General features: G+C 69.6%; 13 protein-coding genes. All 13 read left to right on the forward strand.

Annotation, left to right across the window (positions count from 1 at the left end; all coding sequences use genetic code 11):
- Positions 1-49 precede the first annotated feature (49 nt).
- The 13 genes from AB6732_RS14045 to AB6732_RS14105 all read left to right on the forward strand — a co-directional run bounded on the left by AB6732_RS14045 (position 50) and on the right by AB6732_RS14105 (position 13,666).
- Complete coding sequence (locus tag AB6732_RS14045) at positions 50-1,156, forward strand: zinc-dependent metalloprotease (RefSeq protein WP_370960529.1); 1,107 nt, start codon at positions 50-52, stop codon at positions 1,154-1,156.
- The gene (tilS, locus tag AB6732_RS14050) at positions 1,149-2,390 is read left to right on the forward strand and encodes a tRNA lysidine(34) synthetase TilS (protein WP_370960530.1); all 1,242 of its coding nucleotides are present in this window, start codon (positions 1,149-1,151) and stop codon (positions 2,388-2,390) included. Before AB6732_RS14045 ends, tilS begins: the two co-directional genes overlap by 8 nt.
- 17 nt (positions 2,391-2,407) lie before the next feature.
- Positions 2,408-2,959 carry a hypoxanthine phosphoribosyltransferase gene (hpt, locus tag AB6732_RS14055; protein ID WP_370960531.1) on the forward strand — a complete coding sequence of 184 codons (552 nt, stop codon included), beginning with the start codon at positions 2,408-2,410 and terminating at the stop codon, positions 2,957-2,959.
- A gap of 254 nt (positions 2,960-3,213) precedes the next feature.
- On the forward strand, positions 3,214-4,785 hold the full coding sequence (locus AB6732_RS14060; protein ID WP_370960532.1) for a glycoside hydrolase family 32 protein: 1,572 nt from the start codon (positions 3,214-3,216) through the stop codon (positions 4,783-4,785).
- 176 nt (positions 4,786-4,961) lie between these two features.
- A complete protein-coding gene (ftsH, locus tag AB6732_RS14065) occupies positions 4,962-6,989 on the forward strand; it encodes an ATP-dependent zinc metalloprotease FtsH (protein ID WP_370960533.1) in 2,028 nt (675 codons plus the stop codon).
- 22 nt (positions 6,990-7,011) lie between these two features.
- Positions 7,012-7,635, forward strand: coding sequence for a GTP cyclohydrolase I FolE (gene folE, locus AB6732_RS14070; RefSeq protein ID WP_370960534.1), 624 nt, complete (start codon positions 7,012-7,014; stop codon positions 7,633-7,635).
- A gap of 6 nt (positions 7,636-7,641) precedes the next feature.
- Positions 7,642-8,547, forward strand: a complete 906-nt coding sequence (gene folP, locus AB6732_RS14075) for a dihydropteroate synthase (RefSeq protein WP_370960535.1) — start codon at positions 7,642-7,644, stop codon at positions 8,545-8,547.
- Between the two features lie 5 nt (positions 8,548-8,552).
- Positions 8,553-8,975, forward strand: a complete 423-nt coding sequence (folB, locus tag AB6732_RS14080; protein ID WP_244907360.1) for a dihydroneopterin aldolase — start codon at positions 8,553-8,555, stop codon at positions 8,973-8,975.
- Positions 8,972-9,466, forward strand: coding sequence for a 2-amino-4-hydroxy-6-hydroxymethyldihydropteridine diphosphokinase (gene folK, locus AB6732_RS14085; protein WP_370960536.1), 495 nt, complete (start codon positions 8,972-8,974; stop codon positions 9,464-9,466). The genes folB and folK overlap by 4 nt, the downstream gene beginning before the upstream one ends.
- An 11-nt stretch (positions 9,467-9,477) precedes the next feature.
- The gene (locus AB6732_RS14090) at positions 9,478-9,963 is read left to right on the forward strand and encodes a DUF3180 domain-containing protein (RefSeq protein ID WP_370960537.1); all 486 of its coding nucleotides are present in this window, start codon (positions 9,478-9,480) and stop codon (positions 9,961-9,963) included.
- Positions 9,956-10,942 carry a Rossmann-like and DUF2520 domain-containing protein gene (locus tag AB6732_RS14095; RefSeq protein ID WP_370960590.1) on the forward strand — a complete coding sequence of 329 codons (987 nt, stop codon included), beginning with the start codon at positions 9,956-9,958 and terminating at the stop codon, positions 10,940-10,942. The genes AB6732_RS14090 and AB6732_RS14095 overlap by 8 nt, the downstream gene beginning before the upstream one ends.
- Positions 10,943-11,009: 67 nt before the next feature.
- The gene (panC, locus tag AB6732_RS14100) at positions 11,010-11,888 is read left to right on the forward strand and encodes a pantoate--beta-alanine ligase (protein ID WP_370960538.1); all 879 of its coding nucleotides are present in this window, start codon (positions 11,010-11,012) and stop codon (positions 11,886-11,888) included.
- Positions 11,889-12,166: 278 nt separating this feature from the next.
- A complete protein-coding gene (locus AB6732_RS14105) occupies positions 12,167-13,666 on the forward strand; it encodes an MDR family MFS transporter (protein WP_370960539.1) in 1,500 nt (499 codons plus the stop codon).
- Positions 13,667-13,727: the final 61 nt, after the last annotated feature.

A 13,727-nucleotide genomic window follows, 5' to 3' on the forward strand; every position in this document is an offset into this window, starting at 1 on the left:
CGGACCGGAAGCCCGGTGAACTGTCAGCCCGGTAGGGCAGGATGGTGACATGAGCTCTCAGTCCACACCAGCACTCATCGACTGGAATCTGGCCGCGGCCACCGCGGCGCGGCTCGCCCCGGCGGGACCCCGATTGCGCCCGGCAGAGATCGCGGCCGCGGTGCAGGACATCCGGGCCAAGGCTGACGCCTCGGTGGAGCATGTGCACCGGATCACCGGACTCGAAGCGGCCCGTGACCTGCGGGACTCCCAGGTTCTCGTGGTGGACCGGGCCGGCTGGGCGAAGGCGAACACCCAGGGCTTCGCGGCCATGATGACGCCCGCCCTCCACGCCTTCCGGGAACGCCTGGCCAAGGACATGACCCCCGGCGGCGCCAAAGTGGGCGGGGCGATCACCGGGGCGCAGATGGGCTCGGTGCTGGCCTTCCTCTCCAGCAAGGTCCTCGGACAGTACGAACCCTTCTCTGCTCACTTGAACCAGGGCGAGGGCCAGGCCGGACGTCTTCTCCTGGTCGCGCCGAATATCGTGGAGATCGAGCGGCAGCTCGGCGTGGACCCGGACGACTTCCGTCTCTGGGTCTGCCTGCACGAACAGACCCATCGGGTGCAGTTCGCCGCGGCGCCATGGCTTGCCGGCTTCATGATGGAGCAGATCGGGCAGCTGAGCGGATCCCTGGTGGACAACGCCGGGTCCTTCCTCGAACGGGCCTCCCGCGCCGTGGTGTCCCTGAAGGAGGAACGCCAGGACCCGGACGCCCCTAAGGGCTCGATCACGGATCTGCTGCAGGGCCCGGAGGAGAAGGCGATCATGTCGCGCCTCACCGGCATCATGAGCCTGCTCGAAGGCCACGCCAACGTGGTCATGGACGCGGTCGACGCCGACGTCGTGCCCAGTGTCCGGACCATCCGGCAGCGGTTCAGCGCGCGCGGCAAGGACCGCGGCGTGGTGGAGAAGTTCTTCCGGCGTCTGCTGGGCCTGGACGCCAAGATGCGGCAGTACACGGACGGCGCGCGCTTCGTCCGCGCCGTGGTGGACCGCGTCGGGATGGAGGGCTTCAACAAGGTCTGGGAGCGCCCCGAGAATCTTCCGAGCGAGGCCGAGATCCACGACGCCGACACCTGGCTCGTGCGCATGGGGCTCGCCGGCGGTGTCTGAGGCGGAGCTCCCGCCGGCTTTCGCGGACGACGTCACGCTCGCCGTGCGCGGCTCCGTGGACGCCGCAGGGCCCGCACCCGACCCCGCCGCCCGGCCCCGCGGACGCCGCAGCAAGGGGCGGCTCGCCCCGGTCCTGGGCACGGCCCGGCTGCACCTGCGTCAGGCGCTGGAGGATGAAGGATACCTGCCGAGGAATATGGCCCGCGGTCGGCAGGCCGTGAACGCTTCGGGCGACGGGCCACTGCGGGTGCTCGTCGCCCTCAGCGGCGGCCCCGACTCCCTGGCGCTGGCCGCCAGCGTCGCGTTCTATGCCCGAGGTGGCATGTTCGAGGCCGGTGCTGTCGTGGTGGATCATCAGCTGCAGGAAGGGTCCGCCGAGGTCGCCCGACGAGCCGCGGAGCAGGCTCGGGAACTCGGGCTGGACCCCGTCCGGGTGGTCACCGTGACGGTCCCCGACACGGGCGACGGTCCGGAGGCGTCCGCCCGGATCGTGCGGCACGCGGCCCTGGAGGCGGCCGCCCGTGACGCCGGCGCCGACGTGGTTCTGCTCGGGCACACCCTGGACGACCAGGCCGAACAGGTTCTCCTCGCCCTCGCCCGCGGGTCCGGCACCCGAGCGCTGGCCGGCATCCCCCGCCGACGGGACTTCTCCGGCGGGAGCTACCTGAGACCGTTCCTGGACCTGCGCCGTGAGGACACGGAAGCCGTGTGTGCAGTGGAGGGGCTGGAACCCTGGCAGGACCCGAGCAACGCCGATCCCGCCTTCGCCCGGTCCCGGGTGCGGACCGTGGTGCTGCCATTCCTGGAGCAGCAGCTCGGACCCGGCGTCTCGGAGTCGCTGCACCGCTCGGCCCACATCCTCGCGGCCGACGCCGCCATCCTGGACGCCGAGGCCGAACGGCACTTCGCCGCACTGGCAGTGACCCGTGAGGACGGCGTCATCGAGCTTCCCGAGCAGAGGCTCCGCGACCTTCCGGAGGCGCTGCGTGTGAGAGTCGTCGCACTCGCGGTGACCGCGCTGGGCGGCTCGCCGAGCTATGAGAGGCTCCAGGCCGCCGTCGCACTCCTGAAACGACAGGGAAGTGCGGGTCCCGTGCAGCTGCCGGGCAAGGTGAGCGTGCATCGCCTGCCGAGGCCCAAAGGGGCGCGCAGGGGCGGCGGGGAGTATGGGAAACTGGTGCTCAGGAGTACCGGGGGTCGCGCGGCAGACGCGGGACTGACAGGCCAAGGCTAGAAACAACAGGAGTCAGGGTGGATTCGCAGGACGTCCAGGCAGATCTCAAGGAAATTCTTCTGACCAAGGAGGAGATCCAGCAGCGCATCGCGGAACTCGCCGCTCAGATCGACAAGGATTACGAAGGCCGCGATCTGCTGATCGTGGGCGTGCTGAAGGGCGCCGTCATGGTCATGGCGGACCTGGCGAGGGCGCTGCACAGCCACGTGACCATGGACTGGATGGCCGTGTCGTCCTACGGCTCCGGCACGCAGTCCTCCGGCGTCGTCCGCATCATCAAGGACCTCGAGACGGACCTGCTGGGCAAGCATGTCCTGATCGTCGAGGACATCATCGATTCCGGTCTGACCCTGTCCTGGCTCAAGGCCAACCTGGAATCCCGCGGCCCCGCGAGCGTGGAGATCTGCACCATGCTGCGCAAGCCGGACGCCGCCAAGGTCGAGATCGACGTCAAGTACGTCGGCAAGGACATCCCCAACGAGTTCGTGGTGGGCTACGGCCTCGACTACGCCGAGAAGTACCGCAACCTGGACTTCGTGGGCAGCCTGGCCCCGCACGTCTACGAGTAGACACAGCCTTCCGGAACCCCGTCCGGACGCCACCCGTGCTGACTCAGCAGGTGGTGTTCCGGGCGGGGTTCCGTGCTGTCCGGAGTCCGGGCGGAGGCGGGGCTCAGTGAGGCGCGGTTCGCCGATTCCGGTGCCCGAATATCGTTCCGGTGCCGCAATTGCCGCACCGGAACGATATTCGGGCACCGGGAATGCCCGTCCACGCCCCGCACGTCCGGCTACCGTTCCAGAGCCGGATGCCGTTTAATGTCTCCATGCCCCACAACCCTTGCGCTGATCTCGACATCCTGGACCTAACACGTGTTAGGGCGACGCCGGAGGACCGGCCCGTCCTGCACTACACGGCTGAGAAGACCTGGCTCAACGATCCCAACGGCCTGATCTTCCACCACGGGCTCTACCACCTCTACTACCAGAACAACCCGTTCGGGAACGTCTGGGGCAATATGTCCTGGGGGCACGCCACGTCCGTCGATCTGGTGCACTGGGACGAGCACGCCGTCGCCATTCCTTGCGAAGACGGCGAAGCCATCTTCTCCGGCAGCGCCGTGTTCGACGCGCGGAACACGAGCGGCCTCGGCGCCGCTGAGCGGCCGCCCCTGGTCGCGATCTACACGAGCGCCTACGAGGCGCCCCACCCTCTGGCCGGGCGGCAGGCGCAGTCACTCGCCTACAGCCTCGACGGCGGCTTCACCTGGACCAAGTTCGCCGGCAACCCCGTGCTGGACCGGGCTTCCAGCAACTTCCGCGACCCCAAGGTCATCCGCTGCCAGGACCCGGCCGGTGACTTCTGGCTCCTCGTGGCGGTCGAGGCGCTCGAGAAGAAGGTGGTCTTCTACCGCTCGGACGACCTCCGGACCTGGGAGTTCCTGAGCGACTTCGGTCCCGCCAACGCCATCGGCGGCGTCTGGGAGTGCCCCGACCTCTTCCCGCTGCCGGATCCCGAGCGGCCGGGCCGGGGGAAGTGGGTCCTCCTCGTGAACCTGAACCCCGGTGGCGTGGCGGGAGGCTCCGGCGGCCAATACTTCGTGGGCGACTTCGACGGCGTGCGTTTCACCGCCGACCCCGGTTCGCTCCTGGCCGAGGGGCCGGTCGACGCGGACGGCCCCGCCAAGGACGCGTCCCCGGCGCGACTCCTCGCGGACTGTCTCTGGCTGGATCACGGGCGCGACTGCTACGCGACCGTCTCCTTCGACAGCGCTCCCGGTGGGGGCCGTGTGCTGATCGGGTGGATGAGCAACTGGGACTACGCCGTCCAGACGCCCACGGACCCATGGCGCTCCGGGATGACGCTCGCCCGGCGGGCCACCCTGGTGTCTACACCGGACGGCCTGCGGCTCGCTCAGCGGCCGATCCTTCCCGAGCCCGGTGCGGGGCGGCGTGTTCAGGAGGCCCGCGACGTCGCTCTCGAACCGGGCGAACCCTTCGCGTTGGCGGACTTCCCCGACGACGCGGCGCAGCGCATCCGCCTGGCGGTCCGGCCGGGCGCCGCCCCGCTCACCCTCCGGCTGTTCGACGACGGCGAGCGGGCCGCCGTCGTCCGCTATTCGCCGGAGGAGGGGGTGCTGAGCCTGGACCGCCGGAACAGCGGCGACGTCACCTTCCACGAGAAGTTCGCGTCCGTGGAACGGGTCCGCGTCGCCCTGCCCGACGGGGTTCTGCGGCTCGACATCATCCTGGACCGTGGTTCGGTGGAGATCTTCGCCCAGGACGGCCTCGTGGCCCTGACGGATCTGGTGTTCCGCGGTGAGGGCCAGGTGGGGGCGTCGCTGGCAGGCGGCGCGGGCGCGGTCCTGGAATCGCTGGAGGTGGACCGCCTGAGCTGACGGCGCCCGCCGCACGCCGGTACCAGGAGGCGCCCGACTTTCGCCCTGAGGGAACTTTTCGCATCCGATGTGCGTCTGATGGTGGAGACGGTGTAAAGCTAGATTCCAGAGAACTGGGTCCAGCGCCGTGCTCGGGCCAAGCATTCGCAGGAGGGATGGGGCACACGCCCCGGTAGATGAAACTCAAAAATATCGCCAAGGGTCCCTGGATCTGGATCGCCGTCGCGGTGGCCATCATGCTCCTCGCCTTCGCCACCTTCGCGCCGGGTGGACCCGCGCAGATCGACACCAACAAGGGTCTCGAGCTGCTGTCGCAGTCGGGCAAGGTGGACCAGGCCAAGATCATCGACGGCGAGAACCGGGTGAGCCTCACCCTCAAGGATCCCCTCAGCGTCGACGGCCAGGACAAGGGCAAGGACGTCTACTTCAAGTACGTGGACGCCCGGGCCAAGGACGTCGTCACCGCGGTGAACGACGCCAAGCCGTCCAAGGGCTTCCAGGACCAGCCGGTCGAGAGCAACTGGTTCTCCGGTCTGCTGTCCTTGCTGCTGCCTGTGCTGCTGCTCGTCCTCCTCTTCTGGTTCCTCATGTCCCGGATGCAGGGCGGTGGCTCCAAGGTCATGCAGTTCGGCAAGTCCCGGGCCAAGATGCTCAGCAAGGACATGCCGCAGGTGACCTTCGCGGACGTCGCCGGCGCCGATGAGGCGGTGGAGGAGCTCCACGAGATCAAGGAGTTCCTGCGCGAGCCCGGCAAGTTCCAGGCCCTGGGCGCCAAGATCCCGAAGGGCGTGCTGCTCTACGGCCCTCCCGGCACCGGTAAGACCCTGCTGGCCCGCGCCGTCGCAGGCGAGGCCGGGGTCCCCTTCTTCTCCATCTCGGGCTCCGACTTCGTCGAGATGTTCGTCGGCGTGGGCGCCTCGCGTGTCCGCGACCTGTTCGAGCAGGCCAAGGCCAACAGCCCGGCCATCATCTTCGTGGACGAGATCGACGCCGTCGGCCGTCACCGTGGCGTCGGCATCGGCGGCGGCAATGACGAGCGCGAGCAGACGCTCAACCAGATGCTCGTGGAGATGGACGGCTTCGACGCCAAGACCAACGTCATCATGATCGCGGCGACCAACCGCCCCGACATCCTGGACCCCGCCCTGCTGCGTCCCGGCCGCTTCGACCGCCAGATCCCGGTGGACGCTCCGGACCGCAAGGGCCGCGAGGACATCCTCAAGGTGCACGCCAAGGGCAAGCCGTTGGCACCCGGCGTCGACCTCAACGCCGTCGCCAAGAAGACCCCGGGCTACACCGGCGCCGACCTGGCCAACGTGCTGAACGAGGCCGCGCTGCTCACGGCCCGCTCCAACGCGGACCTGATCGACGACCGCGCCCTGGACGAGGGCGTGGACCGCGTGATGGGCGGCCCGCAGCGCCGCAGCCGCACCCAGAAGGAACACGACCGCAAGATCACCGCGTACCACGAAGGCGGCCACGCCCTGGTGGCCGCGGCCCTGCACAACGCCCCTCCCGTCACCAAGGTGACCATCCTGCCGCGCGGCCGTGCCGGCGGCTACACGCTGGTGGTCCCGGACGACGATCCGCAGGGCTACACCCGCAACGAGCTCCTGGACCGCATGGCCTGGGCCATGGGCGGCCGCGTGGCCGAGGAGATCGTGTTCCACGACCCCACCACGGGCGCCTCCAACGACATCGAGCAGGCCACGACCACGGCCCGCCGCATGGTCACCGAGCTCGGCATGAGCGAGAAGGTCGGCGCCATCAAGGTGGCCGGCGGCGTCTCCAACGTCATGGGCGCCGGCCGCGGCGGCGACGACAGCGGAGTCACCATCTCCAACGAACTCGCGGCCCTGGTCGACGAAGAGGTGCGCAGGCTCCTGGACGACGCCCACGACGAGGCGTACTCGGTGCTGACCGAGAACCGGGACATCCTGGACGCCATGGCGCTGGAGCTCCTCGAGAAGGAGACCATCAACCAGGCCGATGTGGAGCGTCTGACCGCGGGCGTGCGCAAGCCCGTGCAGCGTCCGATCTGGCTCTCCAAGGAGTCCCGCCCGGTGCAGCACATCGCGCCGGTGCAGTCCAGCCGCGAAAAGGCCCAGCTGGCCGCCCAGCAGGTCCCGGCCCCGGCCGAGTCGGACTCCGCACCGCATGTGATCGAAGATGACGGACAGCCCGAAGGCCCGCAGGGTCTCTGAGCCGGACGGCTAGGATGCTTAGGTGACTCACATCGACGACGACGTCCCCAGCACTGCCTCGGACGCCGCCTCAGCGGACGGCCCCATGGACCTGCCGCGCATCGAGGCGGCGGTCCGGGAGATCCTGATCGCCGTGGGGGAGGACCCGGACCGCTCCGGCCTGGCCGACACCCCCGCCCGGGTGGCGCGTGCCTACGCCGAGATGTTCTCGGGCATCCACCAGGACCCGGGTTCGGTCCTCCAGACCATGTTCGACCTGGACCACGAGGAACTCGTGCTGGTCAAGGACATCCCGTTCTACTCGACCTGTGAGCACCACCTGGTCCCGTTCCACGGCGTCGCGCATGTGGGGTACATCCCCTCGCACGACGGCATGGTGACGGGACTGAGCAAGCTGGCGCGCCTCGTGGACATCATCGCCCGCAGGCCGCAGGTGCAGGAACGGCTCACCACGCAGATCGTGGAAGCCCTCGTGACCCACCTCAAGCCGCGCGGCGCCATCGCCGTCGTGGAATGCGAACACATGTGCATGTCGATGCGGGGCATCCGCAAGCCCGGCGCCAAGACCGTCACCAGCGCGGTCCGCGGGCAGCTGCACGACCCAGCCACACGAGCTGAAGCCATGAGCCTGATACTCGGAAGGTAATACCCTATGGACTCGCTTGCCGCAGCACCGGGAACCGGCCCGGCCACCAATCCTTTGCCCGTGATCCGGAAAGCCAAAGCAGCAGCCCGATTCGAAGACCTCCCCCACGACCGCACGCTGGTCATGGGTGTGCTGAACGTGACGCCGGATTCCTTCAGCGACGGAGGCCAGCACACGAGCGCGGACTCCGCGATCGCGCACGGGCTCCGCATGTTCTACGGCGGTGCCGACATCCTCGACGTCGGGGGTGAATCCACCCGTCCGGGCGCGGAAGCTGTCAGCCCCGAGGAGGAGCAGCGCCGCGTGCTCCCCGTGGTCGCGGCGCTCGTGAAGGCCGGGGCCCTGGTCAGCATCGACACGGTCAATGCCTCCACGGCCGCGGCCGCGCTGGACGTGGGCGCCTCCATCGTCAACGACGTCTCCGGCCAGCGGGTCAGCGACGAGATGATCCAGCTCGTGGCCTCCCGCCGCGTGCCGTACATCCTCACCCATTCCCGGGGTGACTCGCAGACCATGGACTCCCTGGCCGACTACTCGGACGTCGTGTCCGAGGTGGTCGCCGAGCTCGAGGAGCTGCGCGCCCGCTTCCGGAACGCCGGCCACGCCGATGAACGCCTCATCCTCGACCCCGGCCTCGGCTTCGCCAAACAGGGCGAGCAGAACTGGGAGCTCCTCCGCGGCCTGGGCCGGCTCCAGGACCTGGGCCACCGCGTCCTGGTGGGCGCGTCCCGTAAGCGCTTCCTCGGTGAGCTGCTCACCTCGGCCGGCAAGGCCGCCGCTCCTGTGGAGCGCGACGCCGCCACGCTGGCCATCACCGCTCTCTCCGCCGGGAAGGGCGCCTGGGCCGTCCGCGTGCACGACGTCGGCCCGAACCTGGACGCGGTCAAGGTCGCCGCGCGCTGGGCGGCGTGAACCTCATGAGCGCGGGGGAGACCGGCGGCGTCCGCACGCTCGACCGGATCGAACTCCGTGGCGTGACCGCCACCGGCTACCACGGGGTCTTCGACTTCGAGCGCCGTGAGGGCCAGCCGTTCGTGGTGGACCTGGTGATGCACCGGGACTTCCGCCGTGCGGCCGAGACCGACGACGTCGAGGACACGGCTCACTACGGGCTCGTGGCCGAAGCCGTGACGGCCGTGATCGAGGGACCGGCCGTGAACCTCATCGAGAAACTGGCCGTCCTGATCGCCCGCGCCGTCCTGGAGGGCTTCGACGTGGAGTCCGTCGAGGTCACGGTGCATAAGCCCAAGGCGCCCATCGAGGTGCCGTTCGGGGACGTCGCCGTCGTGGTGTCCCGTTCCCGTGCCGATTTCCCCGGACTCGAAGGAGGTTCCGCATGAGCCGCACCCGAGCCATCCTGGCCCTCGGAAGCAACCTCGGCGAGCGTCAGGGCACCCTGTCCGCCGCCGTCGCCGATCTGGTGAATCACCCGGCGGTGCACCTGGTGGACATCTCGCCGGTCATCCAGACCAAGGCCGTGGGCGGTCCCGAAGACCAGCCCGACTACCTGAACATGGTCCTGGCGGTCGACACCGAGCTTGAACCGCTGGACCTCCTGGCCCACTGCCAGGCCGTGGAGCAGATGCATCACCGGGTGCGCGAGGTCCGCTGGGGGCCGCGCACGCTGGATGTCGACATGATCGTCTTCGGCGACGTCCAGAGCGACGATCCCGTCCTGACCCTGCCTCATCCGCGGGCCGCCGAGCGCGCGTTCGTCCTGGTCCCGTGGGCCGCCATGGATCCCGAGGCCACCCTGAACGGCGCCCCGGTGCGCGAACTGGCCCTGGCCGCGGCGGATTACCCCGACGTCGACGAGTACGACGAGTACTGATCATGCGCCTGATGCGACCCGTCCAGCTCGCCGGGCTGGCTCTCGTCTTCCTGGTGGTGGGCCTCCTGGTCTCGATGATCGTGCAGCGGTACGGCCTGCCGGTGCCGCTGCTCCCGCTCGCCGCGGTGTTCAGCATGCTCGCGATCGCGCTGCTGACGTTCCTGCTGGGCTGGCGGGTGCACCGCTGGAAGACCGCCAAGGTCAAGAAGCAGCTGGACCCGATCCTGGCCGCCCGGACGCTCATCCTGGCGCAGGCCGGGGCGTACGCGGGGACCGTGCTGTTCGGCTGGCATGTGGGCATCCTGCTGGAGCAGCTGCAGTTCCTGCAGTACTCCAGCGCCGTGGACCATGTCATCACGGCCGCCGTCATGGCCGGCGGCGGGGTGGTCATGCTGGTGGTGGGACTGATCGTGGAGCGCTTCTGCCGCATCCCTCCGGAGGACGACGGCGGCGCGGACAGTGGCAAGGGCAAGGGGACTGAGGGTGAGTATGCCTGAGCCGGTGAACGGCCCGACGTCGAACGGCCCGGCGTCGTCGGGCGCCGGAGGCGGCAGTTCGCGCGCCGGACGCCTGCGCGTCGGAGTGATCGGCGCCGGGAAGGTCGGCGCGGTGCTCGGAGCCGCCCTGCGCTCGGCGGAACATCAGGTCTCCGGGGTGGCGGCCGTGTCCGAGGCCAGCCGGGAACGGGCCGAGAACCTGCTCCCGGGCGTCCCGGTGCTGGAGCCCGGCGAGATCGTCGCCGGGAGTGATCTGGTGCTCCTGGCCGTCCCGGACGACGTGCTCGGCGAGCTGGTCTCGGGCCTCGCCTCGCTCGGGGCGTGGCGTCCCGGCCAGCTCGTGGCGCACACGTCCGGCCGCTTCGGCGTCGGCGTGCTGGATCCGGTCCGGGCGGCCGGCGCCATCCCGCTGGCCATCCACCCGGCCATGGCGTTCTCCGGTCTCAGCCTGGATCTCGGCCGCCTCCAGGACTGTGTCTTCGGGGTGAGCGCCGATCCGGCCATGCTCCCGATCGCCCAGGCGCTCGTGATCGAAATGGGCGGCGAACCCGTGGTCATCCCGGAGGAGCAGCGCGTGCTGTATCACGCGGCGCTTGCCCATGGCTCCAATCACCTCGTCACCCTGGCGTCCCAGGCGGCGCAGGTGCTGCGGGAGATCGGCGTCGCCGACCCGGAGCGCCTGCTCGGTCCGCTGCTCCGCGCCTCCCTGGACAACGCCCTCGTCTCCGGGGAGTCCGCGCTCACCGGGCCGGTCTCGCGCGGCGACGCCGGCACCGTGGCCTCCCACCGCGAGGCGCTGACCGGCCGAGACCGCCTGCTCCGGAACGCCCCGGGCCGAGGGGACGATCAGCCGGGGGCTCCGGGCGACGATATCCTGGATTCCTATCTCTCCATGGCCCGTGCCACTCTTCAGCGCGCCGTCCGCCAGGATCGCCTCCGGGCGGACCAGGCCACGGCGCTGGGTGATGTCCTGGGCTGAGGGAGCCCGCAGCACATCACGTCCCTGATCCGGCCCCGCGCCGGAGCAGGCTGAAAAAGAGGTCCTCATGAGCATCGAACTGGTCACCACCAAGGCCGCACTCCGTGCCCGCCTGGCGGAGGCGGCGGCGTCGGGGGCCACCTCGGCCGGGTTCGTGCCCACCATGGGCGCCCTCCACCAGGGTCATGCCACCCTCGCGCGGCAGGCTGCCCGGGAGAACGACCTCGCCCTCGTCAGCATCTTCGTGAACCCGCTGCAGTTCGGCGAGGCGGTGGACCTGGAGCGCTACCCGCGCACTCTCGACGCCGACCTCGCCCTGCTGGAGGAGGCCGGCGTGCAGCTCGTCTTCGCCCCCGAGGTGGAGGAGATGTATCCGCTGGGCGAGCCGGGCGTCCGGGTGACGGCGGGCCCGCTCGGCGGCAAGTGGGAGGGCGCCTCGCGCCCCGGACACTTCGACGGCGCGCTCACCGTGGTGTCGAAGCTCCTGCACCTGGCGAACGCCCCCGTGCCGGTGAATCGCGCGTACTTCGGCCAGAAGGACGCGCAGCAGCTCGCCCTGGTGCGGCAGATGGTCGCCGATCTCGATTTCGACGTGCGGATCGTGCCCGTGCCGATCGTGCGGGACGCTGACGGGCTGGCGCTGTCCTCCCGGAACCGTTTCCTCTCGCCCGAGCAGCGTGAATCCGCTCTGGTGCTCTCGCGGGCGCTGCGGCTCCTGGAGACCCGGGCCGCCGCCCACGAGCCCCTCGACCTCGAGTCCGCCGCTGACCTGGTGCGTTCCGCGCCCGGCGTCGAACTCGATTACTTCGAGGTGGTGGACCCGCGCACGCTCGAGCCCCTGGCGGAGAACTGCAAATTCACCCCGTTCAGGGGTGACGCTCTGGCCATCATTGCGGCTAAGCTTGGTTCTGTGCGTCTGATCGATAACACACCGCTTTCTGCCTAGGCGAGACCCAGCCTTCCTCCCGGAGTCCTCTGTCAGGGACTCCCTGGAAATGCTCGGAGTGCGCCATGCGGTGTGCCGGCTTCCGTGGCTCGGCTTCGCCGTGCCCTGATCGCCGTTTCCGCTATCCCTCCCGCTCGGAAGAGCTCCCGTTTCAGGTCCGCCCTGACATCGCTTTCCCACCGGGAAACCACCGTTGCCGGTCCCGCAGTCCGTCGTTCCCCGACGCCGGCGGTCCGGCGGCATCTCGCTCCCCTTTGATTCACTCGCAAGGACGTGACATGACCTCCGATATCAAGAACCCCTCCGGCGGGCCGCTCGACGCGCCCGCCGCGTACGACTCGCCGCCCGAGGCCACCCTGACCGCACCCGAGGCGGGTGCGCCGGAGAAGCTCTCCCGCGAAGTCGTCGTGATCATCAGCGTCCTCCTGGTCTCCACGTTCACGGTCTTCCTGAACGAGACCATCATGAACGTGGCCCTGCCGCGCCTCATGACCGCGCTGGACGTCTCCGAGAGCACGGTCCAGTGGCTCTCCACCGGCTTCATGCTGACCATGGCCGTCGTCATCCCGACCACCGGTTTCATCCTGGAACGGCTGACCACACGCAAGGCGTTCTTCCTGGCGATGGGGCTGTTCACCCTCGGCACCGTGATCGCCGCGATCGCCCCGGGCTTCGGGGTGCTGCTGCTGGGCCGCGTGGTGCAGGCCACCGGCACGGCCATCATGATGCCGCTGCTCATGACCACCATCCTGACCCTGGTCCCGATGAACAAGCGCGGCATGGTGATGGGCAACATCACCATCGCGATGTCGGTGGCGCCGGCGCTGGGTCCGACCGTGTCCGGTCTGATCCTGGAGCACTTCGAGTGGCGGTTCATGTTCATCTTCGTGCTGCCGGTGGCCGTCGTGGCGCTGCTGGTCGGGGCGAAGTACCTGGTGAACGTGGGCGAACCGGGCCGGCAGCGTCTGGACATGCTCTCCGTCCTCCTGACGATCCCCGCCTTCGGTGGCGTGGTCTACGGTCTGAGCCAGATCGGCGGCGGCCACGGTGGTCAGGCGGGCCCCAGCACCGGCGCCGTCGTGGCACTGGCCGTGGGCGTGGTCTCCCTGGGCCTCTTCGTCTGGCGCCAGCTGGTCCTCCAGCGGACCGGCGCACCGCTCCTGGACCTCCGGGCGTTCAACCACCGGATGTTCACGGTCTCCGTGCTGCTCCTGGTGGTGGCGATGGTCGCCCTGTTCGGCACCGTGATCCTGCTCCCGCTGTTCCTGCAGAAGGTGCTGGGCGCGGAGCCCCTGGTGACCGGTCTGGTGATGCTGCCCGGTGGCCTGGCGATGGGACTCTCCGGTCCCTTCATCGGCCGGATGTACGACAAGATCGGACCCCGGCCGCTCACGGTGACCGGCTCGGCCCTCATGGTGCTGTGCCTGTGGCAGTTCGCCATGATGAACGCGTCGACGCCGATCTGGTACGTCACGGTGATCCAGACGGTGCTCAACTTCTCGTTGGCGCTGCTGTTCACCCCGGCGTTCACCAACGGTCTGAATCCGCTGCCGCCGCAGCTGTACTCGCACGGCTCCGCCATTCTGGGCACGCTCCAGCAGGTGGCCGGCGCGGCCGGAACCGCGCTGCTCGTGGCACTGTTCGCGGCGGGGACCGCCCTGCACGGCGATCTCCTGGACGGCACGCGGATCGCCTTCCTGACGGCGGCCGGCGTGGCGGTGTTCGCCGTCGTGCTCTCCGCCATGATGCGCAGGACGGAAGGCGCCGGTCACCACTGACCGGCGCCGACCGCAGGCGTGACACAGGACCGGCCGTGTCCCTCAGCTGAGGGACACGGCC

Origin of the sequence: Arthrobacter sp. RCC_34 (genome assembly GCF_041360795.1) — a bacterium.
In the GTDB taxonomy this organism is placed as follows: domain Bacteria; phylum Actinomycetota; class Actinomycetes; order Actinomycetales; family Micrococcaceae; genus Arthrobacter_E.

Bases quoted from the DNA above. Each gene is read 5' to 3' on its own strand.
- folP (WP_370960535.1), top strand. From the start codon at position 7,642: ATGGACTCGCTTGCCGCAGCACCGGGAACCGGCCCGGCCACCAATCCT.
- AB6732_RS14060 (WP_370960532.1), top strand. From the start codon at position 3,214: ATGCCCCACAACCCTTGCGCTGATCTCGACATCCTGGACCTAACACGT.
- AB6732_RS14105 (WP_370960539.1), top strand. From the start codon at position 12,167: ATGACCTCCGATATCAAGAACCCCTCCGGCGGGCCGCTCGACGCGCCC.
- panC (WP_370960538.1), top strand. From the start codon at position 11,010: ATGAGCATCGAACTGGTCACCACCAAGGCCGCACTCCGTGCCCGCCTG.
- AB6732_RS14090 (WP_370960537.1), top strand. From the start codon at position 9,478: ATGCGACCCGTCCAGCTCGCCGGGCTGGCTCTCGTCTTCCTGGTGGTG.
- AB6732_RS14095 (WP_370960590.1), top strand. From the start codon at position 9,956: ATGCCTGAGCCGGTGAACGGCCCGACGTCGAACGGCCCGGCGTCGTCG.
- folB (WP_244907360.1), top strand. From the start codon at position 8,553: ATGAGCGCGGGGGAGACCGGCGGCGTCCGCACGCTCGACCGGATCGAA.
- ftsH (WP_370960533.1), top strand. From the start codon at position 4,962: ATGAAACTCAAAAATATCGCCAAGGGTCCCTGGATCTGGATCGCCGTC.
- folK (WP_370960536.1), top strand. From the start codon at position 8,972: ATGAGCCGCACCCGAGCCATCCTGGCCCTCGGAAGCAACCTCGGCGAG.
- AB6732_RS14045 (WP_370960529.1), top strand. From the start codon at position 50: ATGAGCTCTCAGTCCACACCAGCACTCATCGACTGGAATCTGGCCGCG.